Below are 23,120 nucleotides of genomic sequence, written 5' to 3'. Positions count from 1 at the left end.
TCATTTTATTCCCAAAAGTAATTATTTTAGTATAATTATGTATGTGAAAATGGTAAAAATAAATGATGCGGGGTTCGATATTCTCGCTTCAAATAAATAATTTTACCCTTTATATGAAAATATTACAATATTGTAAAGGATTAATCTGTAAAATCACACCATATTTCATATATTCGTGCAAAATAGCGGATCACTCCTCTTTCAATAGTGCATATTGACTAATTTTTCATCAATGAAAATGCCGTTTCAGTGAGAGGAACCCTGAATAAAAAAATGGAATCAGGGACTGAACCCCAGATTCCATTTACATATGATAGCTTCTATTTAATCGAATTGATGACTGCCCGCTCATACATCTTTTTAGTTACTTGATAGTATAGCAGTTGAAAAAGAAAATACGTTGCGATGACCATGGCCGAGTAGGCAAACAAATTCGATTCCAATAAATTGCTTAATGCCACGTAGGCGACTATGGCATGAATCACCCCTATCAGAAACGGAGCGAAAAAGAGGATGCGTATTTCGGCGCTTAAAATTTGCCGTATTTCTTTTTTTGTCAACCCCAATCGATGAAGGGCATGGATTTGAATTTTTTTATCTTCTAAATTCGTAAAAACTCGCAGATACATCATGCTCCCTTGGACGATAAAGAATAATAGACTGACAAACAAGCCGATAAAAAGAATCAATATGCTTCCCTGTTTCATTTCTTGATAAATCGGAGCTCTTGTTTGCAGTTGATTATGGTCAGGATTATTAGACATTTTTTCGATTTTAGCAGCTGTTTCCATTGATTCTTCCCAGTCTTTAATTTCATACCCTCGTACTCTTGCCTTCTCTTTTAAAGGCACATCAGCTGTGATTTCATGATACAGCTGATCATCGACCACCATCAGAGTCGTTGCTGCTTTTATGGGTGCGACTATCGATTGATTTCGCTGACCAACCATTGTTACCTGAATGGTTCCATTGCCAAAGTGCAGCTCCTTTTGTTCTCCCTTGTGGACGAATTGATAGTCCAGTCCCCCATAAGGAAAAATATATAACGCTTCTTTTCCTGATAACTTTGCTGGTTCAATTTTTCGCAATGCAGCCGCATTGTTATAATCACTTTCCGAGATTAATAATGACCTATTTTCATTGGGTTCTCCCGTTCTCATATGGGGTAACATGTGGGTGATGGGCACTCCAGTCATATTTACTTCGTAAAGGAGCTTGAATCCATCTTCCTTTAATATTTTCTCCACTGCGGATGGTTCAATAACTGAATTAACGGAAGCATCATTTTCAATCCAGCCAATTGATTGCGGAATGTTATCCATCCCTTGCTTTTTTAAATCTGCACTGAACATGAAAAGTGTTCCTGCAGCTGTCAAAATCACGGCTGTAATGATCGAGGTCAAAAAGAATAACCTGGAATAGTCCTTAATATTGAAGATCAGGTTTGTTTGAGTAATTAAATTCGTTCCGCCATATAAGCTTTTCTTCTTCCGGTAAAGCCTGCTGCATAGAGCGACAATGCATTGGCTGAATAAAAAATAGGTGCCGATCAGTACGAAAAACACTATGGGCAATACTCGAATATAAGAATTGTTCAACGACAGCGTACATGCCAAATAATAAGAAATGCTTAAGCAAACTGCTGATAATGCAACTAACCACTTTGAAACGAAGGGAGTCTTTTTGGGTTTTTGTTTATCTTTGAGTAAATCGACTACCTCCGCATTTCCTATGTGGAACAATGAAAAGAGCGATAATAGCTGAAATAGCAAAATGAAACCAACAATGGTATAAATAAAGGCCTCAGGGACAAAGACAAACGATATTGGTTGCTCTACAGCCAATAACCAAGAAATTGCCATTAAGAATAACTTTGAGAACAAAAACCCTAAGCCAACTCCAATTAGGATAGATATGAGGGAAACCATCGTTTGCTCCAGGTAAATCAGTTTTCTAAGTTGGGATTTGGACATTCCAAGCAGTGTCAGCAGCCCAAACTCTTTTTTTCGCGGCTGTATAAATGCTGCATTCGAATAAGCGATAAAGAAAACCGAAAATATGATGATCACTATTTCTGCTGCAATGAGTCCCCTGCTTATTAGCTTTCCCCCCGGGATATCCGCATGGACCACATCAGGATGAAAGATAAATGATGCGTAAATAAAAAAGATTGAGACGGATAGGACAATACTGAAAAAATAAGCTAGATAACGTTGTGCATTTCCTTGGATATTTCTCTTAGCGAGAAGTCGGATGTTCATGATAGACTCCTCCCAAAACGCTTAACGTATCTAAAATCCTTTGATGGAAACTCTGTCTTTCCCCTCCGCTGTGCACCTCTGAAAAGAACTTGCCATCCTTTATGAATAGAATCCGGTCACAGAAGCTGGCGGCAGTCGGGTCATGAGTGACCATAAGGATGGTTGCTCCCTTTTTCTCCTGAAGTGTCGTGAGGGTATCCATTACCTGCTTGGCAGATTTGGAATCCAAATTACCAGTAGGTTCATCCGCTAAAATAATGGAAGGCTCATGAATCATCGCTCTTGCACAAGCCGTTCGTTGCTGCTGACCTCCGGAAATTTCATAAGTCCGCTTTTCTAAAATCCATTCTATACCAAGAAGGCTCGCCAACTGATTCACCCTATTTTCCATTTCCTGCAGTTTATAACGATCTAACGCTAGAGGAAGGAGGATATTTTCGCGAACGGTAAGTGTATCAAGAAGGTTGAAGTCTTGAAAAACAAATCCAATTTCCCTCCTGCGAAACAATGCCAGGTCCTGATTGTTTAATTCATTAGGATTTTGATCATTTAGAATGACTTTACCTGTGGTTGGCTTATCAATCGTGGCCATTAAGTTAAGCAGGGTGGTTTTCCCGCTGCCGGATGGACCCATCACTCCGACAAATTCCCCTTTCTGTACATTCATGGTGAAATTATGTAACGCCTTATGAAATAAATTCCCCTGTTTTTGAAAATAAGTTTTGGATAGTTGTTCTGCTTTTAAAATCGACATCCGAAAATACCTCCCTTTCTTACCGTAAGTATAATGAATAAAGCGGGAGGCTCCCATCGAAGTTTATTACATAATCGTTTAGCACCCTTACAATTCTGTCACCTTTCATGTAAGATATTTGTCTTAAAGAGAAACTCCACAGTAGTCCCTTCGGATACAGTCGATTGGATGGTAACGACATGCCCAAGTCTATTAACGATTTCCTTCACAAGATATAGTCCCATCCCGGTTGACTCTTGTTTGACTCGCCCGTTCTCACCAGTAAAGAATGGATCAAACACCCGTTTTACATCATGTGGGACGATTCCAATTCCCTGATCTGTTATCCTAAGGAAAATCTCCGACTCTTTTTCAATGATATTGAACGTTATGCTGTCATGCTCTTCCTGCCTTGAATACTTCAGTGCATTAAAGACCACCTGACTAATGGCGAAGTGGAGCCACTTACGATCCGAATGCACATATACATTCTCAAGCTCCGTTTCAAGCCTGGGATATATGAACCGTTTGATGAACTGTTTCTTTTCCTCGTTAATCACTTGCTTGACTAGATTAATTAAGTCAACCCGCTCCGATTTTACATCCTCCGAAAAACGCTGCAGCCTTGCCCCGTGCAATATAATTTCCAGCCCTCTGCGAAATCGATCATTTTCTTCTTCTATCTCTTTAAGATAATCCTTCATCGGCTCATTCGAAAATGTCCTTTTGCCTTCTTGAATCAGTAAGGAAATGACTGAAACAGGTGTCTTCATTTGATGAACCCATTGATGAATCAACAGCTCATATTGCTCCTTCTGTTTGATTTGTTCTTGTAATTGACCAATGGTTACCTTGTTCATTTGTTGAAAAAGTTCCATCCACAACTTTTGTTCATTTGTCAAAGGTTCCCTAAAGGCTTCGACATATTCAAATGACAAGCTCGTTTCTTGCTTCATTCTTGCTAATTGATTAAGAAAACGGTAATGCCTTATGTAATCGGCCGCTAAAAATAGAAGCATCATAAACAACGCGAGAATAATTAAATAGATGATATTTGAAATCGATATGTGATTCCCCGCTTCCAGAACGGATAATGTATAAGCAATAATAAGCAGGCTTACCAATAGAACGGTATAAAAAATAAAATAAAGACGGTCTTTAATAATGGATTTCAGCTTCACTTTTCTTCACCTTGCACTATTTTTAGTCGGTATCCTTTTCCCCTGCTAGTTGTTATGGCATGCTTGATGCCAATATCCTCAAGTTTTCTCCGTACCCTTGTGACATTGACGGTCAATGTATTGTCATCAACAAATGAATCATCATTCCATAATGCTTCAAGTAACTCTTCACGCGAGACGATAGTGTCATACTGTCGTAGTAAACAACTCAATAATTTCAACTCATTTTGAGTTAACGCTACCTGATTGTCTTGATATTCGATCATCGCTTTTTCCGTATAAAGCGTTAATCCCTCCATTTCCTTTACTTGCTGGTGGAATGAAGATATATCCGCATATTCACCATACACCCTACGCAGGACACTCTTTATTTTCGCTAATACCACTTCCAAATGAAACGGTTTTGTTAAATAGTCATCTCCCCCATATTCAATGGCCATGACTTGGTTCAGTTCATCTGTCCTTGCAGAGATGAATATGACAGGAACCTTCGAAACCGTCCTTATTAGCCGGCACCAATGGAACCCATCATAATAGGGCAGATTAATATCCAATAAAACCAAATCTGGCTTTGTATCTTGGAACTCCGCAAAAACTTGGTCCAGTTGCTTCACTTCAAAAACCTCATACCCGTACCTTTTTAAATAATTGACCAAGATTCCAGCTATTTTGAGATCGTCTTCAACCAATAATATTTTATACATTTTTATCTCCTCATTAACCTGACAATAAAAAACCTTGAATGGCATGAGCCAATCAAGGGGATTACAATAAAATTAGATTTCCTCCGGGACTTTCAATCCCTCAATGAAGGATTGAAAACTCGATGCAACTTTATAAATGTTTTCATCCTGGCTTGATGGATCCGAATACCAACCTTGATCCCAGAAGTAAACTCCCTTTTCTTCTTCATTATTTATCAGCAAAATTTTACCTGCACATGTATCATTACCTATTATAATGCAATTCTTATGTAAGTCTTCTCTGTTTTCTTCATGCCATTTCTGTAAATCCAGTTCTTTATCTAGAAGCTCTAATCCATAAAGTGCATGTAAGCATACAAGTGTGTCTAATCCATCCACATAAAACTTACAGTTTTGAACCGTAGTTGTGCCGCCATTATGCTTAAGGAGAAATTGTTTATAATCTTCAGGAATTTCAAAACCCACAAATTCCTGAAAATTATTCACTGCTTCTTCTCTCGCTTTCCCATATCCAGTAATACTCACCATTGTATCGACTCCATTTCATTTTATTGTATTAAAATCAATTGAACTAATTGCTGTTTAGAAATACCTTTTCTTAATGGAGATCCTTTAAATATAAATTATTCATTATTACTTTAGAAAATAATACTTTTTTTAAATATATTAACATAATTTTACTATCCATTTCAGTATTTTCTGATATATTTTTTGACAATTTCGTTGCTTTTCACTAAGAAAATACCTTTTTTTAATCGAAGTTTTGTCGAAAAATCGATAAATCGTATACTTTCACAGATAATTCAGAAGTTTCCGATGGTATATCTCCATTTTCGAAGATATATTCCCGATTTCGCAGATAAAATATTATTCTATAAAAAAGGCGCCAAACTTCGTCTTCAAGATTGGGCGCCTTTTCTCTATTTATCAAACAATTTTATAGTCTTCATACGTAATTAATAACCTGCTCATAGAAACTGTTTCAGCACGAAGCTTATTCTTGTCACGACAATAAGCAATGATGGAACTATTAGGAACTTTAGCTGTACAATTCCATTTACTATATTTTTCATTATACCTAGAGGATATTTCGATAATCTCACCACGTACCTTTAACATCCTGCGTTCTACCAAGGGCATCAACTCCAATTCCGATAATAGTATGTACCCTAAATCAGATAAAATATTCTCGAATCCCATTCCGTCAAAGATTATGGACATTATAGCAAAACAAAAAGGTGTCTGCTATAGATTTATTATTATAGGAAATGACAAGGTAGAATGCCTCTAATCCCCTCTTTATTTAAGGTATTATAACCAGAATAATCTTAATACTCTTTTGGAATATTAAGATAAATCAAAAAAACCACCAAATAACTCTTAATTATTACGATAAAATTATATTCGTATCACAAAAGAAATATTTGAAATTAAGAGATTAGAGTCGTATGATTAGTAGTATCGGCGGAAAAAACATAAATCAAAATAATTAAGTTTAAAGGGGAATTAGATATGGTAGATGTAATCTCAAAACCTGAACATGAAACACTTAATATTTCTGCAAACCAAGAGCAATTGGATATCTTAGATCAGCTTTTAAAGCCTGAGGTTCAGGAATCATTGAACACTTTAGTCGAGCAGTTACCAAAACTGACTGAGTTAGTGAATATTTTAACAAAGTCTTATGATTTCGCTCAATCGGTTGCGACTGATGATGTGTTGAAAAATGATACGGTCAGCGCCATTTCGGAGATCGCGACACCTGTAGTCCATTCAGTGAAAGGGCTTGCGGCAAATGCCATCGAAGCTAAGGATCGTGCAGAAGCGAATAATGATGTGATCGGTCTTTTTGGTCTGTTAAAAATGTTGAAAGATCCGCAAGCACAAAAGCTTTTCCGTTTCGCCCAAGCTTTTCTTGAAGTTTCTTCAGAACGTAAAAACCAAAAATAATTTGATAACTTTCAATCAGTAAGGACGGGGGATTAACTATGTCAAAACAAATCGTCATCTTAGGTGCAGGTTACGCAGGATTACTATCTGCCTTATCCGTACGTGAATATTACAAAAAGGATGAAGTGCAGGTTACAGTGGTGAACCAATTTCCAACGCACCAAATCATCACTGAATTGCACCGTCTTGCAGGCGGATCCATTTCTGAACAAGCCGTTTCCATTCCTTTGGAAAAGCTTTTCAAAGGAAAAGATATCGACCTTGTCATTTCCAAAGTGGAGTCATTCTCGGTCGATAATAAAGAAGTGAAACTTGCCAATGGTTCCACATTATCTTATGATGCCCTGGTTGTTGCTTTGGGAAGCCAAACAGGATTCTTCGGCATTCCGGGACTTGAGGAAAACAGCATGGTCTTGAAATCCGTAAATGATGCTAACAAGATTTACAAACATATCGAAGATCGCATCCGCGAATATTCTCAAACGAATAATGAAGCGGACGCAACCATCGTGATTGGCGGCGGCGGATTGACGGGCGTTGAGTTAATCGGTGAAATCGTGGATCATTTCCCTAAAATCGCCAAAAAGTTCGGAGTGGACTTCAAGGACTTGAAAATCAAGCTTGTGGAAGCTGGGCCAAAAATCCTTCCGGTACTGCCTGATCACTTAATCGAACGTGCCATGACAAGCTTGGAAGCACGCGGCGTTGAATTCCTGACAGGTCTGCCTGTAACGGGTGTTAAAGGAAATCAAATCGAATTGAAAGACGGACAAACGATAACGGCCAATACGCTTGTTTGGACAGGCGGAGTTGCGGCTCTTCCTATCGTAGGCGAATCAGGCCTTGAAGTGGATCGCGGCAAAGCAACCGTCAATGAGTATTTGCAATCCAAATCCCATAAAGACGTATTCGTTGTCGGCGACAGTGCCGTTGCTTTCCCTCCAGAAGGCGGCCGTCCATATGCTCCTACTGCACAAAATGCTTGGCAAATGGGTGAGCTTGTTGGATACAACCTATATGCAGCATTTGAAGGCAAGAAGCTTGAAGAATTCTCACCTGTAAACTCAGGTACACTTGCGAGCCTTGGCCGTAAGGATGCAGTGGCAACCGTTGGGGCCAATAACACGTCCCTTAAAGGCCTTCCGGCTACATTGATGAAGGAAGCAAGTAATGTTCGTTACCTATCACACATCAAAGCCCTATTCAGCCTGGCTTATTAATTCTAAGATAGAGCACAATAAAAGAGGACCATTCATCTTTTGATGAATGGTCCTCTTTTAAAATCAAATCTTTACTTGGTTGATGCTGAATCTAAGGGAAAATCCCTCAGGTAATTTAGCCTTTGTCAATATCCTGGTTTCTTTCAAGCGTATATCATTATAAGAGGAGACCTCCATCAATTCTTCATCCATATAAGCAGGATGGGTCATTATCTCCACACTCTCCCCATCCATTACTCTCCCTTTCAAGTTTTGAAAGTAATCTTCAACCACCATTTCTCCATAAAAATCATCCAGGAATACATCTGTAACGGTTTGAATCCCTGCAAGGTGGCTTCCGGCATTACGGACTGGCAATCCATATTTATCTGACAGCTTTTTAATAACCGGTAGAAATGCTTTGATCCCGTGTACATGATGGTGGCTGTCGAAATGAGTCGGGAATAGGCCAAATTCCAAAAATCTTTCGATTTGCGCTGACCACTCCCTCTCCAATTCGCTCAAGGAAATGCCGGCAGGATCCCCATATACCGTACCTTGCTTCTTAAAGAAACCAGATTCGTCAACCAAACTCGGAACATCACTCAACAAAGGTTTACCCCATGTCAGGACTAAGTGAATACCTACCTTCAACGAGGGTGTTTTCTTGGCGATTTCAATCGCATGCTCCGTTGCTTTCGCATTCATCATGATTGTTGCCGAATTGACAATTCCATATTTGTGGCTATCCAAAATCCCATAATTCACCGCTTTAGTTAACCCAAAATCATCTGCATTTACAAGGACTTCAATCATGATAAATTATCCTGCAACTCCTTTTTTTCAAAAAACTGCGGCAAATAATCTTTATGTGCCTCCAGCATTTCGTCCAAGATAAGTTTTGCAACCCGGTCGCTTGGAACGAGTGGATTGATCGTCATGGCAAGCAACGCAGTATCATAGTCCCCCGAAATTGCAGCTTCGATGGCTACCCTTTCAAAGGATTTGATTTGCTGAATTAATCCGCGGACAGCGACAGGAAGCTCTCCTACATTGATTGGTTTAGGTCCATCCTTAGTTATCACGCAACTGGTTTCAATCGCCGATCCGTACGGGATGCCTTCAATTGCACCATGGTTGACCGTATTCACCGCTTGAATATCTCGCTTATCCGTATGCATCGAGCAAATCAACCGCACAGCCGCATCACTGTAGTACGCACCTCCGCGCTCTTCAAGCTGCGGCGGCTTGATAGCCAGATCCTGGTCTTTGTATAGCTCGAATAAACCCGCTTCAAGTCTTTGAACGACCTCTGCGCGTGTTTCCCCTTTTTCCGCATCCTTCAATTCTTGGGCCAGCACATCACCCGTTTTATAATAGTAATTGTGGTATGGACACGGAAACAGGTTCAACGCTCTAAGGAATTCCGGCTCCCAGCCCATTGCATGGATATTCTTCATCGTGACAGCTTTAGCTGGATCAGTAATCAACTGGATGATTTGATCTTTGACACTCTCGCCATCAACGAATACATCCAAGCCGTAAACCATATGGTTCAACCCAGCAAAGTCGATACGGACCCTTGATGGTTCTACACCCATCAAATCCGCAACACCTCGTTCCATCCCAATCGGCACATTGCAGAGTCCGATGATTTTGGAAATATTACTGTGACGCAGAACTGCTTCCGTTACCATTCCTGCAGGATTCGTGAAGTTAATCAGCCATGCTTCCGGACATAATTCCTCCATCTCATGAGCAATATCCAGAATGACGGGAATCGTTCTAAAGGCCTTGAAAAGCCCGCCTGGTCCATTCGTCTCCTGTCCGATCACTCCGTGTTTCAATGGAATCTTTTCATCAAGAGCCCTGGCTGCGAGCTGGCCAACCCGCAGCTGGGTTGTTACATAATCAGCGCCTTTAAGCGCTTTCTTCCTATCCAGCGTGAGATGGACTTCAATATTCACACCAGCCTTTTCAATCATCCTTCTTGCCAAATTCCCGACAATTTCAAGCTTTTCCTTTCCGGCTTCGATGTCCACGAGCCAAATTTCACTCACAGGAAGTTCTTCATGATATTTGATGAAACCTTCGATCAGTTCAGGCGTATAGCTCGAACCTCCGCCAATCGTGACGATCTTCAACCCCTTGCTCATTCAGCAGTCCTCTCCTTCACAGCATCTGCATGTAAGAATTCTTCGCGTAGATCGATCATTTCAATTGCAAGATCCTTCATAGTCATCGCTGTCATTAAATGATCTTGTGCATGCACCAGGATAATGGGAAGATCAAAAGAGTCCCCGCCTGCCTCAGCATGGATTAATTGGGTTTGGTATTTATGGGCTTGCAGTAATTCCGTTTCCGCCTCGGCGATTTTCAAACGGGCAGAATCAAAATCCTTCTTCTTTGCCTCCTGCAACGCTTCCATTGCAAAGCTTCTCGCATTCCCGCTATATAAAATCAATTGAAAGGATAGCTGGTATAATTCTTCTTTTTCCATTTTTCATCACTACTTTCTTAAAGGCTTAGCGTTTCTGAATCTTTTGTAAGCTTTGTTTCATTTTTTGTGTCTATCTTCACTTGAGCATAAACGAATGGTAAATAAATCGCTGTTGAAATGACTAAGTTGATTGCAGCCAGGACCGCTCCAGACACATGCCCGCCTGTGGCCAGGAATCCACCCACAATCGGAGGGGTTACCCATGGAATCTTAGCAACGATCGGGAAAACCATTCCGCTGCTTACTGCGATATAAGATATCACCGTTGTAATTACCGGGCCGAGAACAAATGGGATGAACCACATTGGATTCAGAACGATAGGCAATCCGAAAAGAATGGGTTCGTTTATCTGGAACACTCCTGGCGCCCCTCCGAGTGCAATCATCTGTTTATACCGTTTCCGACCGGCAATGATCATTGCAATGATAAGGCCCAATGTTGCACCAGATCCGCCTAAATATACAAATGCATCCAGGAAAGAACCCGCCAATACGCCGTATTGGTCCATTTCTTTGACGCCTTTTGCATATAAATCGATATTTTTCACACCCGAACTTTCAAAGAGCGGTGTCGTTATCCCGCCAAGGATATTAGGTCCATGCAAACCGATCATCCATAATAAATGAACAAGAAAAACTAGTAAAATAGCGAATGGCAATGAATCTACTGCACTTTGTAACGGAGATACAATCACTTTACTCAGCCAGTCATTCAGTACCTGCCCATCCGTAGCTTTACGGAATAGCAGTCCGAATACGCCAGCGATAAAGATCGTTGCCATACCCGGCACTAACTTTGCAAATGAACGGGCTACCGCTGGAGGTACTCCATCTGGAAGCTTGATGACTAAATATTTTACCCGGGAAAGTCTTACGAAGATTTCAGTTGCTATTAAGGCAACGACAATTCCTGTAAATAGGGCTGTAGCATTAAAATAGTTTACGCTTACAAAACCCCAGGCCCCGCCAGTAACATCCCTTTCATCGATGGTTAAAGTGACATTTCCGATTTGAGGTAATAATAAAAAGAAACAGGCTGCGGAAACCAACATCGCTTCAAAACCATCGTCACCGTATGACCGTGCCAATTTATAAGAGATGCCGAATACAGCGAATACCGTCATGAATGCAAAGGTTCCAAACCAAATATCACCGCCGAGCGTATTCCATGCTGGACCGAAGATGGCCTCCATCATTCTTCCGTATGGCTTGATGACTTGCCCTAGATTATTAAACAGGACGGCGAATGACCCGATCATTGTAATCGCTATCATTCCAATCAATGCGTCACGAATCGCAAGCAAATGCCGGTTATTTCCTACCTTTACCGCCCCAGGCATAATATACTTATCAATAAAAGTCATCATATCCTTATTCTCCTTTTATTAAAGTAGTGGCTTGTTTTAGCACTTCTTCACCATTACATAGTCCATAGAACATCGGATTGATGGTTGCGACTGGAATTCCCTTTTCTTTCCCCGCTTCCTGTAGCTTGGAAAGAAGATATCTAACCTGCGGCCCTAATAAAATAACATCGGCCTTATCTATTTCATTGTTAACTTCTGTAGAACCAACTGCCCATATATGACACTCTACCCCTTGGTTTTTAGCACTTTCCTCCATCTTGGTAACTAATAAACTAGTAGACATCCCTGCAGAACAACATAATAAGATATTCATTGAAATTACCCCCCTTTTTAATGATTGATTATTCAGTATTTTCAAGTGAGTTGAAACCGTTTTCTTTCTTATAAATAACCGATGTTACTTTTTTATCACTTCCCTTGGATGAAATGGGTATTATTGCCTCCATACATATATTGTAGTTACAAATCGAAAAAATATCAACACAAATTTAAATTTGTTACTACAAATTTGTGAATTAAAGTTGATTATTGTACTTATCCGAGATAATCTATATGTATATATTGGGAATGAGCATAGGAGGAATCACTGTGGAGACCATGAATAAAGAAGCGGCATTGCATTCCATAGTTAAGGAATCGATTATCGATCTCATAAAAAATGGCGAATATCAAACAAATACAAAATTACCGACTGAGGCTGAATTTTGTAAAATATACGGAGTAAGCAGGACAACAGTTCGCACGGCCTTACAGCAATTGAACGTCGAAGGCTATATTTACCGTGTCCAAGGCAAAGGTACTTTCGTTTCGGAGAATAAAGTGAAGCAATTTCTTACAAGCACGGTTGAAAAATTCTCTGAGCAAGTCACGATGCAAGGTAAAAACCCTTCAACAAAGGTCATTAGCTTAAAGGTGATTGAAGCAAACGCTACCCTTGCCAAGCTTTTCAAACAAAATATTGGAGACCCCGTAAATAAACTGGAACGGATACGTTACGTAAACGATATCCCCCTTCAATATGAAATTGCCTTTCTCCCTTGGTATAAAACACCCGGGCTTAATATCGAAGCCTGTGAAAAATCACTCTTTAAAGTACTTGAGACACAATTCAATTTAAAAGTAAAAAAAACGGTCGAACACTTGGAGTTTTCACTTGCCGACGATTCCATTTCTGACAAGTTGGACGTACCGAACGGCTCACCTTGTTTTTCATTGGAAACTTACACATATGAGAATGACGGATCGGTCATTGAATTCTCTAAAACTCTCTTTAGAGGCGATCGTGCTCACTTTGTCATCGAGCGGAACTATTGAAATAAGACGGATGCCTTATTAATTAAGGCATCATAGTCTGAAGACAAACTCGATTTTTTTTAGTGTTTGTAAGATTGGAACGTTGAATTCCACACCAGGGCCCCCCTCCAATCAACTGGAACGTTTTTTTAATAAAAACTGCATGCAAACTTAATTTTCTTTTAGAGGCAATCATAACGATTGCCTCTTTTTGTTGCGCATCTTATATATTTTTACATAATTGCAAATACATTCATTTCATGAGTAAAATTGACAAATATATCATAATCACCTAATCTAGAAGACTAGGAGATTCCATTCTATTTACATTGGCATTCAACTTTGTACCTATTTTTTGAAAATATTAATAAAAGATATTAGGAAATCTCTTACTATTAATAAATTAGGCAGGTGGATTTTATGTGCGGTTTTGTTGGATGTATTCACGAATATCCGAAAGCCATAAATTCAAATATGAAAGAAACGATTCAGAAGATGAACACGATCATTACCCATAGGGGGCCGGATGATGAAGGATATTTCTTTGATGAATTTGTGAATTTTGGATTTAGGAGATTAAGCATAATCGATATAGATAATGGAAACCAACCCCTTTCATATGAAAATGAAAGATATTGGATCATTTTCAATGGCGAAATCTATAATTATATTGAACTAAGAAAAGAACTCATTGATGAAGGATATGAGTTTACGACAGATTCTGATACGGAAGTAATATTGGCCCTCTTTAGTAGCCAAAAAGAGCAAACTGTCCAGAAATTGCGAGGCATGTTCTCTTTTGTCATTTGGGATAAAATCGAGCTAAAGCTTTTTGGTGCAAGGGACCACTTTGGAATCAAGCCTTTTTTCTATTGTGAGCAAGATGATGTTACTTTTTTTGCATCAGAAAAAAAGAGTATTTTGACAGCCATGAATGACGAGCTGGATGCGAATTCATTACAGTATTTTCTTAGTTTTCAATATGTTCCCGAACCAGCGACCCTATCCAAGAATATTGAAAAGTTATTACCTGGACATTACTTCACTAAAGAACCAGGAAAGAAAATGGATATAAAAAGGTTCTGGAAACCTATTTTTCACCCTTCCAATATAGACGATTCAAAGGTCCTAAAAGAAATACAAGACACTCTGATGGATTCCGTAAACGTCCATATGAGAAGTGATGTTCCAGTTGGATCTTTTTTATCGGGCGGGATTGATTCATCATTTATCTGCTCCATCGCAAAAGAGATTAACCCTAAGATCAAAACTTTTTCTGTTGGGTTCGAAAGAGATGGATATAGTGAAATAAACGTTGCACAGGAAACAGCAGCCGCACTTAATGTAGAAAATATAAGTTATATCATTAGTCCTGAAGAATTCTTGGCGGAACTGCCGAAGATCATCTGGCATATGGATGACCCTTTAGCGGACCCCGCTGCCGTTCCACTATATTTTGTCGCCCGGGAAGCTAAAAAACACGTCAAGGTCGCTTTGTCCGGTGAGGGGGCAGATGAGTTATTCGGCGGATATAATATATACCGGGAGCCCCATTCTCTGCGCATGTTTTCCTATTTTCCAACATCATTGAACAAAGTGTTGAAGACGATTTCCTCTGTTTTGCCAGAAGGTGTTAGAGGAAAGAGTTTTATAGAGCGTGGAGTGACACCTTTAGAAAACCGATATATCGGGAACGCAAACATATTCGGCGAGAAAGAGAAAAAACGACTACTTGTGAATTATCTCAACGGACTAGAAAATGAGAAAGTGACAAATCCCATCTATTCAAGTTCTTTAGGGTATGATCCTATAACCCAAATGCAAAACATTGATATTCAAACTTGGCTAAAAGGTGATATTTTATTGAAGGCAGATAAAATGTCCATGGCGAATTCTTTAGAGGTGAGAGTTCCCTTTTTGGATAAATGCGTTTTCAATACGGCTTCAAAACTTAATATGGATCAAAAAGTGAGAAATGGAACGACCAAATACATGCTCCGAAAAGCTGCCCGCGGGATAGTGCCGGAACATGTATGGAGCAGAAAAAAGCTAGGCTTTCCTGTTCCGATACGACATTGGCTGAAGGATGAGTTATACGATTGGGCAGTAAGGTTAATCCAGGAAAGCCCGACTGACTACCTTTTTAATAAAGCGCAAATTATAGAATTACTTGAAAACCATGTAAATAATAAAGCGGACAACAGCCGGAAGCTCTGGACCATTTTGACGTTTATGACCTGGCATCAAATTTATATAGAAAAACGATATGAGCCCCAAAAGAATTCACAATATGTTGTAAATTAAACATCCATTAAAAAAGGGAATATTGCTTAAGTGCTTATTAAGCATAAAATAAACTTAGTTCGATTTGGCGCGGCTCTTTAATCCCGAAGGACTTTTGCGATAAACTGAACCCCGTCATAACGGGGGTTCAGACTGTAGACAAACCCGATGAAAATCGAGTTTGTCTATTTTTATCGCTTGTACAATTTGGACGTTTATTTCCACTCCAGGCACTCGCTTTCCGCGGGCGGTCGGGGAGCCTCCTCGGCTTTCGCCTGCGGGGGTCTCCCCTAGACGCGCTTTTCCCGCAGGAGTCTCGTACCTTCCGTTCCAATCAACTTCGGCTTACCTTTTAGATAGAACACTTTTGCCTAGAGTCATTTTTGCTTTAATATAGAAGTATTAAAACTTGAGGTGATGAGGATGCTTTCTAAACATGATTCTATTCAACGAGATCAACTTGAAGTAATTACTTTAGATCAACTGGTTCTTTTGTCTTTCTTTCCAAGTCAAAATATATTTCGGTATTAAAATGCCCTCAATTTTGAGGGCATTTAATAAGGCTTAATCCCCATTCTGATTAAGCCATTTTTTTGTGACAGCTATCATCTCTTCTTGTTGTTTCTTAGCTGAGATAGTCGCTTCATTATCTCCCTTTTGCTTTCCATATACACCAAATTGACCGTGGTTTCCTCCCGCTATCTTATGCATGTTTGACTCTTTAGATAGTAAGTGCTTTGTCTTCAAAATCTTCTCTACTGTAGATAGCCCATCATGTTCTGCATATAACGATAGCATAGGAACTTTCATTTTTGAAAAGTCATTCGAGTCACTGGGATATGAACCGAGGAGGATAACCCCTTCCACCTCTTTTGGATTTTCATAAGCATATGCGGAGGCGGCTACTCCTCCCAACGAGTGTCCAGCAACATACCATTTCTCCACTTCTGGATATGTATCTTTAGCTTCCATCGCTTTATTTTTATCAAACAAAGCGAAATTGAACCTCACATTTGGGATAACGACTGTATATCCCTCTTTTGATAATTCTTTTGCATAATATCCGTATGCTTCCGGCTCAACCTTGGCACCTGGATACAGGACAATGCCCACTTTCTTAGTTTTTGTTGGTTCAAATGTGACAAACCCATTTTCCTTTTTTATATCCCCCTTTCCAACTAACGCATACAATTCATCTGATGGTTTGTATGTTTGTTCTGACCATATATAAAAGGTGCCGAAAGCGATAATCATTAATAGAATTATACTAACGAGAATATATTTAATGACTTTTTTCATTTTATACCTCACTATCCCTAAAATTTATTTCTAAGTACTTTTACTAACGCACATAGATACTGGTATTTCTCTTCATTTCCTTATGGGCTATATAAAACGAACATTACTTCTAACTTCCTTCTAATAGCTTATGTCATTTTCCTCATGTAGACGGATAAGTCATCTCTACCTAATCTAAAAAAGAATCAAGGCGCGAAAGAAGGTGGTTACCACGTATTTCAATGGCTGCTTAACAGTAATATCGCTATTTATATGCATTTTTGATGCAATGCTTCCCATCCTTGTTTAAATATAAAGTTTCTTATGTAGACCTTTGATACTTTATAAAAACCACATATAAAACCTACCCATTATATTCTCTGATATAGGTATTTACAATCTTTCTTGAACAATTTAACATTAAACTAAAATTATATTTAAAAGGGCACTTTTTGTTTTGTTCTATTATAGTACGGAAAAAACAATATAGGGGGTGATGTAGTTGGATACTATTTTATATTTTTGTTATTCAATCGTTTATATGATTCTTTTTATCATGGGAATGGTGTTACTTCGACAGGATCGCAAACTCTTTTCGTATTCAAGCTTTCTTCTTCTAGTTACTTTCGGGCTTATCGTGGATAACTTAATTATTGCCTCGGGAAAGTTCATTGGTGATGGGCCTTTGTTAAAGTCATTAAATGCATTACGTTTCTGGAGTCATGGATTTATCACTCCTACATTGATCTTGTTTGGATGGGGAATGGCAAAAAGGATACATATTCCTTTTACAAAAAAAACGATAGCACCCTACTTTTTCCTTTTCCTTACAGCTGGGCTTATCATATATGAATTTATTGAAAATATGCATAAGACATTTGTACCAATCTACGAGTATGGAGTTTTAAGATATGTTAGTGAGGAATCTTCGGGCCCACCTTTAATGGTGCTTATTGTCACCTTTATATTATTGGTGATTAGCATCTACATATTTATAAGAACACGTTGGATTTGGATGCTTTTAGGGGTTATAGTCATGATAGTTGGAAGTGCCATTCCTATTCCCATAGAAAGTTCGGCTGTTACCAATGCATTTGAATTAATTTTTTTATGTTCACTATGGCTTACAAACTATAAACTAGAACCTCGCTCTCCATATACAAAGTGATTCATCCTTAGAAAAAAAGGGCATAAAATTAAAAGATAAAAAATGGAATAGGAGCATGCAAAAAAAAGTAATAAGGATTTTACAATCCGCTTTATATTAAACACCTTTATTGGCTTCACTCTTTGCACCCAAGCATCCATGAAAGATTGCTTGGGTTTTTTTATCACCGAAAAACGAGTATCCATTCAATATAACAATTGGTATATGACGAATTTCTCAAAAGGATTAGATTCAGTCAAGCCAGGTAATATCACTTCGTTTTTCAGCTCGAAAGCGGTTTGATTTTCGAGGAAAAAAGTATAATCTTGTGAAGCATAATATAATATCAGTTCGATTTGGCGCGGTTCTTTTTCAAAGGAAAGCAAAATGTTATTGATGATTTTCATGAAAATCTGTACCGAGAACGGATTAAAGAAATAAAAATTATTGTCCTGCTTATCAATATCATATTCTTCTGCCAAGCAACAGTGGAATTCTATATCGTTATTGTCGTTTTTCCTTTTTTTCATGTAGCCATTCAGATTCTCGATCGCTTCTTTATAGAAATTTTCATTCATTTCCACGCCAACCACAGATGATTGATAGAAGTGATGGATGAAAAAATTCAAGCGTCCTTTACCGCATCCAAAATCCACAATGCGATCATTTCTTTTCAGTGGATATTCTTTGAATAAATGTTCTAATGCGCTGTATGGCGTAGGTTCATATCGATGATAATGCAAAGAATCATTGAATTTTTTTTGTTCACCTTCCGTCCTGATGTTCAGTATTTCATCATAATTTTTTACTTCCATTGTTATATGCACCTGCTTCATGTTTTTTAATAAAGGGCGTCCTAACTAAAAACCCCGGAAAGCGTTGATCTTATCCAGGGTAATGTTTTGTTATATGAATGTCCAGACAATTAATTGGATTTTGCTCTCGTTACATAATCATTAAAATCAGAGATGCTTGGGTTGGCTATATGATGACCGCCTTCCACTTGGATCGTCTGACCCTGTAATGAATTTGGACTCGTCAGATGCAAGGAATAGTACGGTATAACCGATATCATCCGCTTCACCATGATATGGCAATGCTTTGAATTCGCCAAAAATATCGAGTACGGCCTGAGGCATATTATTTTTCGCTGCAGGAGTTAAAATGAGACCTGGTGCCACTCCATTACAACGAATATGATCTTTACCATACTGTGCAGCGATATAACGAGTCAAATTCACTACACCCGCTTGGACGCACCATATGCGGATCGTACGGAGTCACCTGTAAATCCGGCCATTGAGGCCGTATTGATAATTGAACCTCCTCCAGCTTTAATCATGTGAGGAATCGCAAACCAGCTTCCCAATAGCACACTTTTTAAATTCACGTCCATAAGTCGATCCCATTCTTCCAAATCTAAGTTCACGACATCCAGATCTTTATGCAGGTTAGTTAAACCCACATTATTAACGAGTACCGTAACCGTTCCATATTGTTCAATGGTAAAGTCGACTGCTGCCTGTATGGAGTCTGCTTGTCCAGCATCCAAAAATACTCCAGCTGCTTCCCCACCTTGTTTTTTTAATGTTTTCGGCCGCTTCTTTTACTCCTGCTTCATTAAAATCAGCAATCACGACTTTTGCGCTTTCTTTAGCCATTAGTGTCGATATGGATAACCCAATGCCTGAAGCTCCACCTTTCACTAACTTTACCTTGTACTCTCCCCATGATAAACCACCTGCTCTTCAAAATATGAATAGTTTTGCTTTATTAATCATGACTAACAGTACAAGAATACAACGCATATAAAGTTACAAATAATTATCCCTATAGTCTAATTTCGTAAAATGCAGATGTGGTAAATTTTGTACCAATACAGAAAAAGCTGAAGCACCCAGAAGTGCTTCAGCTTTTTTTCATTTTTCTTCTTCATCATCCCATATGATCCAATCATGAACCTCTAGAATTTCCAGGAATTTCATCAACCTCGGTAAGGCTGGTTCCGCTTCCTCACCAAAATGTTCACTCATCGCTTCAGAGATCTGATTTACATTCCTTTGGAACTCCATCTGTTTAATAGCATATGCTCCAAACTTATCAAGCTTGATTTTACGGACTGATGGCTGTTTTAAGAAACGAATGGTCATTCTTTCCACAAAATTGGTCCTTTGAATGACCAAAAAAGTGGCTTCCGAAGATTCTTGCACCATAGTGACGCGTCTTTCCAAAAGGGGAACCATGGTTAGCAGGTTCCTCTTTTTTGATTGGCGTTTACGAAGCATCTTCTTTTTTCCCTTTGCTGGATACGAACCAAAGCAATCCAGCTAGAGCAAGGAATAATAAGAATGGCAGCAAATTGCTGGCTAATTTAGCCGCAGCCGGAACTTGGACACCTGCTGCGATCAATATGGCAATAAGAACACCAATCAATGATTCACCCGCTATTAAACCAGAGGCAAATAATACACCTCTGTCAACCCGTGCTTTAAGCGCTTCTTTTGTTTTCGAGAAGAACTCAACGAAGAATCGAATAAATCCACCGATCATGATTGGCGCACTAGTATGAACCGGCAAGTATATGCCCACTGCAACAACAAGTGAATTCAAACCGAAAAACTCTAATGTAATAGAAATAGCCGCACCGATAAAGATCAGAGTCCAAGGTAAATCTCCCCCTAAAACACCTTCGGCAAGTATTTTCATAAGAGCCGCTTTAGGTGCAGGCAGTTCTGCAGAACCCATCGTATATGCGTTATCCATAAGAACCAGGATAAAACCAATGACAGAAGCGGATGCAACAACACCGATCATCATGGCAACTTGTTGTTTCCATGGTGTTCCGCCGACTATATATCCTGTTTTTAGATCCTGAGAAACATCACCTGAAACCGCAAGCGCTGTACAAATGATTGCAGCGACGGTTAAAGCGGCTACCATTCCAGTCGTACCAGTAAAACCAGTTGCCTTATAGACAATCGCAACAATCAATAGAGTGGCGATTGTCATTCCAGAAACAGGGGAAGACGAACTTCCGACGATTCCAACAACCCTTGAAGCCACTGTCACGAATAAAAATCCAAAAATCGCGATTGCAATCGCACCGATGATTCCTACATCCGTTATAGGTGTGAAAGCAATGATTAAAATTAAGATGATCGTACCCAACCAAACGTATTTAGCCGGTATGTCTTGTTCTGTACGGATAGAACCCGATTTTAGTTGTCCTTTATTGGCTTTTACGCCTTTAAGAGTATCAATAACTGAACTGAAAAGTATTGGTAATGTTTTGATCAAAGTGATCAATCCGCCCGTTGCAACGGCACCAGCACCAATATAGCGAATATAATTATCCCAAATTCCCCATGCATCCAATTCACCGATTGGTACATCAGAAGGGAAAATGGCTGTCCCATTGTTTCCGCCAAAAAAGCTGATGGCCGGTATTAAAACGACCCAGGCTAATAAACCCCCACCTAGCATTTGTCCTGCAACACGCGGTCCAATAATGTACCCTACACCCAAAAGGGAAGGAAAGGCATCAAGACCAACCACTGCATTTTTAAAATTAGTGATCCCTGTTTCAACCTCTGTCTTGAAAAGCTTAAATCCATCACCAAGCCCTTTAACAACACCGCCAATTACCAAACCGGCTCCGATTAGCTTGGCGCTTGTACCGCCCTTTTCTCCTGACTTCAGGACCTCGGCACATGCCGTACCTTCTGGATAAGGCAATGTTTCATGCTCCCTTACAATCAAAAGCTGGCGAAGGGGAACCATCATGAAGACCCCTAAAAATCCCCCAGTTAATACTACGAAAATGATGAATGCTTGACTCACGTCCATGTCCCACATGAATAATGCCGGAATGGTAAATACAGCACCGGCACCAATAGCCTCACCTGCCGTGGTCATCGTTTGCACAATATTGTTTTCTAATATTGAATCCCTGCGAAAAACCCCTCTTAATATGGCCATTGAAATTACCGCCGCGGGTATAGAAGCAGAGACAGTTAAACCAATAAGTAGGCCTAAGTATGCATTTGCCGCCCCGAATACGATTGCAAGAATGATCCCTAGAATGATTGCAGTTGCAGTCAATTCCGGTAGAGATTTAGATGCAGAAACGTACGGGACGAATTTACTCTCTTTTGAATTGTTCGACAATTTAGCCACTTCCTATGTTAAACTTTAAAATCACAGAGAACATTATATCACTGTAATTTAAAGTCACGCAATGGGGAAATTCTGCTTATTAAAAGTTTGATTATATCCAATAATCAGATTAGTAGTTTCGGTTATAAAATATATAAAATAATATTGATATAATAACCATGACTAATACGTTACCCGAAGTCACTGTCTATCATTCATTCAATGACAGTATCATCAGCAACCCTTATCACCTCGATAGGCACATAACCACTGGGTAAGTGCACATTAGAATGAGATTTAACATATCCTGAAAAATCAAGTCTTAAAAAAGGAATGATAAATTCATGGTCTCCTATATGGACTATACTTCACCATCCACACAATTCTTTTTCGATGTCAATAAAAGCAATTTCATGAAAAAAGACAATCAAAACTATATTAATTCATTAGGTGTTAAACAATTAAATACCCTCGAAAATGTTTCATTATTAGATATTTACCTTAGTACAGACAATGTCGTAGAACCGCATTATCACCAAAATGCAGCGGAGTTAGTGTATTGCATTTCTGGAGCGGCAACCGTTTCCTTACTGAATCCATTTACAAAGCAAATTCAAAATTACCCCATTAAACCCGGTCAAGTAGCCAACGTCCCACAAGGTTGGTGGCATTATGAAGTGGCTAATGCTAATAATACCCACTTGCTCGCCATTTTTAATGCACCAACACCTGAGGTGATCCTCGGTTCAGATATCTTGAAATTGACACCTGCAAATATTATGGCTCATACTTATTGCATGGATGAAAACCAATGGAAAAAAGCAATTGCACCAGTTCAGCCATCAACATTCATCGGTCCGCCAGCCAACTGCCATCGAGCGGCCGAAGAAGACATGCAGCAATATCCTCAATATATTAATCACCATGATAACAAAATGTATACTGCCCCGGATTACAACTATCAATATCAGCCCAATCCCCCATATTATTATTATTGAAGATAGATATTGGGAGCATGATTCCCCCTGTTCGAGGGTTTTCAACTAATAAATCGGAATCGAAAAAGCAA

The 23,120-nt window shown here is 39.2% G+C and carries 21 protein-coding genes and 1 pseudogene; 6 read left to right on the top strand and 16 right to left on the bottom strand.

The features are described 5' to 3' along the window. Positions 1 to 320: 320 nt before the first annotated feature. The 6 genes from ACJ9PY_RS08675 to ACJ9PY_RS08650 all read right to left on the bottom strand — a co-directional run bounded on the left by ACJ9PY_RS08675 (position 321) and on the right by ACJ9PY_RS08650 (position 6,100). Positions 321 to 2,261, bottom strand: coding sequence for an FtsX-like permease family protein (locus ACJ9PY_RS08675; RefSeq protein ID WP_411739784.1), 1,941 nt, complete (start codon positions 2,259 to 2,261; stop codon positions 321 to 323). Next, positions 2,239 to 3,015 carry an ABC transporter ATP-binding protein gene (locus ACJ9PY_RS08670; protein WP_411739783.1) on the bottom strand — a complete coding sequence of 259 codons (777 nt, stop codon included), beginning with the start codon at positions 3,013 to 3,015 and terminating at the stop codon, positions 2,239 to 2,241. The genes ACJ9PY_RS08675 and ACJ9PY_RS08670 overlap by 23 nt, the downstream gene beginning before the upstream one ends. A 98-nt stretch (positions 3,016 to 3,113) precedes the next feature. Further along, positions 3,114 to 4,175 carry a sensor histidine kinase gene (locus ACJ9PY_RS08665; protein ID WP_411739782.1) on the bottom strand — a complete coding sequence of 354 codons (1,062 nt, stop codon included), beginning with the start codon at positions 4,173 to 4,175 and terminating at the stop codon, positions 3,114 to 3,116. Continuing rightward, a complete protein-coding gene (locus ACJ9PY_RS08660; protein ID WP_411739781.1) occupies positions 4,172 to 4,879 on the bottom strand; it encodes a response regulator transcription factor in 708 nt (235 codons plus the stop codon). Before ACJ9PY_RS08660 ends, ACJ9PY_RS08665 begins: the two co-directional genes overlap by 4 nt. A gap of 72 nt (positions 4,880 to 4,951) precedes the next feature. After that, a complete protein-coding gene (locus tag ACJ9PY_RS08655; protein ID WP_052137464.1) occupies positions 4,952 to 5,407 on the bottom strand; it encodes an SMI1/KNR4 family protein in 456 nt (151 codons plus the stop codon). 399 nt (positions 5,408 to 5,806) lie between these two features. Further along, a complete protein-coding gene (locus tag ACJ9PY_RS08650) occupies positions 5,807 to 6,100 on the bottom strand; it encodes a hypothetical protein (protein ID WP_134402162.1) in 294 nt (97 codons plus the stop codon). A 291-nt stretch (positions 6,101 to 6,391) separates the two neighbouring features. On the opposite strand from ACJ9PY_RS08650, the gene ACJ9PY_RS08645 reads away from it, so the two are divergent. After that, a complete protein-coding gene (locus ACJ9PY_RS08645) occupies positions 6,392 to 6,829 on the top strand; it encodes a DUF1641 domain-containing protein (protein ID WP_057276363.1) in 438 nt (145 codons plus the stop codon). Between the two features lie 38 nt (positions 6,830 to 6,867). Beyond that, the gene (locus tag ACJ9PY_RS08640; RefSeq protein ID WP_063575153.1) at positions 6,868 to 8,049 is read left to right on the top strand and encodes an NAD(P)/FAD-dependent oxidoreductase; all 1,182 of its coding nucleotides are present in this window, start codon (positions 6,868 to 6,870) and stop codon (positions 8,047 to 8,049) included. Between the two features lie 63 nt (positions 8,050 to 8,112). Here the strand turns inward: ACJ9PY_RS08640 and chbG are convergent, their stop codons facing one another. Genes chbG through ACJ9PY_RS08615 form a run of 5 tightly spaced genes read right to left on the bottom strand, consistent with a single transcriptional unit; the run spans position 8,113 to position 12,208 of the window. Continuing rightward, positions 8,113 to 8,844 (bottom strand): chitin disaccharide deacetylase, encoded by a 732-nt coding sequence (gene chbG / locus ACJ9PY_RS08635; RefSeq protein ID WP_098865155.1) that lies wholly within the window; start codon positions 8,842 to 8,844, stop codon positions 8,113 to 8,115. Continuing rightward, positions 8,841 to 10,184: a 6-phospho-beta-glucosidase gene (locus ACJ9PY_RS08630; RefSeq protein ID WP_098865156.1), complete on the bottom strand. Its 1,344-nt coding sequence runs from the start codon at positions 10,182 to 10,184 to the stop codon at positions 8,841 to 8,843. The genes chbG and ACJ9PY_RS08630 overlap by 4 nt, the downstream gene beginning before the upstream one ends. Further along, positions 10,181 to 10,528 (bottom strand): PTS lactose/cellobiose transporter subunit IIA, encoded by a 348-nt coding sequence (locus tag ACJ9PY_RS08625; RefSeq protein WP_095678825.1) that lies wholly within the window; start codon positions 10,526 to 10,528, stop codon positions 10,181 to 10,183. The genes ACJ9PY_RS08630 and ACJ9PY_RS08625 overlap by 4 nt, the downstream gene beginning before the upstream one ends. A 17-nt stretch (positions 10,529 to 10,545) precedes the next feature. After that, positions 10,546 to 11,895, bottom strand: coding sequence for a PTS sugar transporter subunit IIC (locus ACJ9PY_RS08620; RefSeq protein ID WP_411739780.1), 1,350 nt, complete (start codon positions 11,893 to 11,895; stop codon positions 10,546 to 10,548). Between the two features lie 4 nt (positions 11,896 to 11,899). Continuing rightward, positions 11,900 to 12,208, bottom strand: a complete 309-nt coding sequence (locus ACJ9PY_RS08615; protein ID WP_063576866.1) for a PTS sugar transporter subunit IIB — start codon at positions 12,206 to 12,208, stop codon at positions 11,900 to 11,902. 284 nt (positions 12,209 to 12,492) lie between these two features. Here ACJ9PY_RS08615 and ACJ9PY_RS08610 point away from each other — a divergent pair, with 284 nt between their 5' ends. After that, entirely contained in the window at positions 12,493 to 13,209 is a 717-nt protein-coding gene (locus tag ACJ9PY_RS08610) for a GntR family transcriptional regulator (protein ID WP_057278475.1), read from the top strand. Between the two features lie 399 nt (positions 13,210 to 13,608). After that, positions 13,609 to 15,492, top strand: coding sequence for an asparagine synthase (glutamine-hydrolyzing) (gene asnB, locus ACJ9PY_RS08605; protein WP_411739779.1), 1,884 nt, complete (start codon positions 13,609 to 13,611; stop codon positions 15,490 to 15,492). Positions 15,493 to 16,035: 543 nt separating this feature from the next. On the opposite strand, the gene ACJ9PY_RS08600 is transcribed toward asnB, so the two are convergent. Continuing rightward, positions 16,036 to 16,770 carry an alpha/beta fold hydrolase gene (locus ACJ9PY_RS08600; protein ID WP_411739778.1) on the bottom strand — a complete coding sequence of 245 codons (735 nt, stop codon included), beginning with the start codon at positions 16,768 to 16,770 and terminating at the stop codon, positions 16,036 to 16,038. Positions 16,771 to 17,251: 481 nt separating this feature from the next. Between ACJ9PY_RS08600 and ACJ9PY_RS08595 the strand changes: the two genes are divergently transcribed. After that, positions 17,252 to 17,917: a hypothetical protein gene (locus tag ACJ9PY_RS08595; protein ID WP_222619689.1), complete on the top strand. Its 666-nt coding sequence runs from the start codon at positions 17,252 to 17,254 to the stop codon at positions 17,915 to 17,917. A 185-nt stretch (positions 17,918 to 18,102) separates the two neighbouring features. On the opposite strand, the gene ACJ9PY_RS08590 is transcribed toward ACJ9PY_RS08595, so the two are convergent. From ACJ9PY_RS08590 to ACJ9PY_RS08575, 4 genes and pseudogenes are all read right to left on the bottom strand, one after another. Then, positions 18,103 to 18,711: a methyltransferase gene (locus ACJ9PY_RS08590; protein ID WP_411739777.1), complete on the bottom strand. Its 609-nt coding sequence runs from the start codon at positions 18,709 to 18,711 to the stop codon at positions 18,103 to 18,105. 110 nt (positions 18,712 to 18,821) lie between these two features. Continuing rightward, positions 18,822 to 19,602 (bottom strand): annotated as a pseudogene (locus tag ACJ9PY_RS08585) (SDR family NAD(P)-dependent oxidoreductase). A 213-nt stretch (positions 19,603 to 19,815) separates the two neighbouring features. Beyond that, entirely contained in the window at positions 19,816 to 20,181 is a 366-nt protein-coding gene (locus ACJ9PY_RS08580; protein ID WP_054396857.1) for a PqqD family protein, read from the bottom strand. Continuing rightward, on the bottom strand, positions 20,171 to 22,063 hold the full coding sequence (locus tag ACJ9PY_RS08575; protein WP_063576869.1) for an OPT family oligopeptide transporter: 1,893 nt from the start codon (positions 22,061 to 22,063) through the stop codon (positions 20,171 to 20,173). The genes ACJ9PY_RS08580 and ACJ9PY_RS08575 overlap by 11 nt, the downstream gene beginning before the upstream one ends. 332 nt (positions 22,064 to 22,395) lie before the next feature. Between ACJ9PY_RS08575 and ACJ9PY_RS08570 the strand changes: the two genes are divergently transcribed. Then, positions 22,396 to 23,049, top strand: a complete 654-nt coding sequence (locus tag ACJ9PY_RS08570; protein ID WP_278089268.1) for a cupin domain-containing protein — start codon at positions 22,396 to 22,398, stop codon at positions 23,047 to 23,049. Positions 23,050 to 23,120 lie beyond the last annotated feature (71 nt).

The organism is Peribacillus sp. S4 (assembly GCF_046715815.1).
Lineage (GTDB): Bacteria > Bacillota > Bacilli > Bacillales > DSM-1321 > Peribacillus > Peribacillus frigoritolerans.
This window is presented reverse-complemented; position numbering and strand designations above follow the sequence as displayed.

Excerpts from the sequence above, each read along its gene's own strand:
- ACJ9PY_RS08580 (WP_054396857.1), bottom strand. The coding sequence starts at position 20,181 with ATGCTTCGTAAACGCCAATCAAAAAAGAGGAACCTGCTAACCATGGTT.
- chbG (WP_098865155.1), bottom strand. The coding sequence starts at position 8,844 with ATGATTGAAGTCCTTGTAAATGCAGATGATTTTGGGTTAACTAAAGCG.
- ACJ9PY_RS08590 (WP_411739777.1), bottom strand. The coding sequence starts at position 18,711 with ATGGAAGTAAAAAATTATGATGAAATACTGAACATCAGGACGGAAGGT.
- ACJ9PY_RS08620 (WP_411739780.1), bottom strand. The coding sequence starts at position 11,895 with ATGATGACTTTTATTGATAAGTATATTATGCCTGGGGCGGTAAAGGTA.
- ACJ9PY_RS08660 (WP_411739781.1), bottom strand. The coding sequence starts at position 4,879 with ATGTATAAAATATTATTGGTTGAAGACGATCTCAAAATAGCTGGAATC.
- ACJ9PY_RS08670 (WP_411739783.1), bottom strand. The coding sequence starts at position 3,015 with ATGTCGATTTTAAAAGCAGAACAACTATCCAAAACTTATTTTCAAAAA.
- ACJ9PY_RS08600 (WP_411739778.1), bottom strand. The coding sequence starts at position 16,770 with ATGAAAAAAGTCATTAAATATATTCTCGTTAGTATAATTCTATTAATG.
- ACJ9PY_RS08675 (WP_411739784.1), bottom strand. The coding sequence starts at position 2,261 with ATGAACATCCGACTTCTCGCTAAGAGAAATATCCAAGGAAATGCACAA.
- ACJ9PY_RS08630 (WP_098865156.1), bottom strand. The coding sequence starts at position 10,184 with ATGAGCAAGGGGTTGAAGATCGTCACGATTGGCGGAGGTTCGAGCTAT.
- ACJ9PY_RS08645 (WP_057276363.1), top strand. The coding sequence starts at position 6,392 with ATGGTAGATGTAATCTCAAAACCTGAACATGAAACACTTAATATTTCT.
- ACJ9PY_RS08655 (WP_052137464.1), bottom strand. The coding sequence starts at position 5,407 with ATGGTGAGTATTACTGGATATGGGAAAGCGAGAGAAGAAGCAGTGAAT.
- ACJ9PY_RS08640 (WP_063575153.1), top strand. The coding sequence starts at position 6,868 with ATGTCAAAACAAATCGTCATCTTAGGTGCAGGTTACGCAGGATTACTA.
- asnB (WP_411739779.1), top strand. The coding sequence starts at position 13,609 with ATGTGCGGTTTTGTTGGATGTATTCACGAATATCCGAAAGCCATAAAT.
- ACJ9PY_RS08625 (WP_095678825.1), bottom strand. The coding sequence starts at position 10,528 with ATGGAAAAAGAAGAATTATACCAGCTATCCTTTCAATTGATTTTATAT.
- ACJ9PY_RS08650 (WP_134402162.1), bottom strand. The coding sequence starts at position 6,100 with ATGTCCATAATCTTTGACGGAATGGGATTCGAGAATATTTTATCTGAT.
- ACJ9PY_RS08615 (WP_063576866.1), bottom strand. The coding sequence starts at position 12,208 with ATGAATATCTTATTATGTTGTTCTGCAGGGATGTCTACTAGTTTATTA.
- ACJ9PY_RS08570 (WP_278089268.1), top strand. The coding sequence starts at position 22,396 with ATGGTCTCCTATATGGACTATACTTCACCATCCACACAATTCTTTTTC.
- ACJ9PY_RS08610 (WP_057278475.1), top strand. The coding sequence starts at position 12,493 with ATGAATAAAGAAGCGGCATTGCATTCCATAGTTAAGGAATCGATTATC.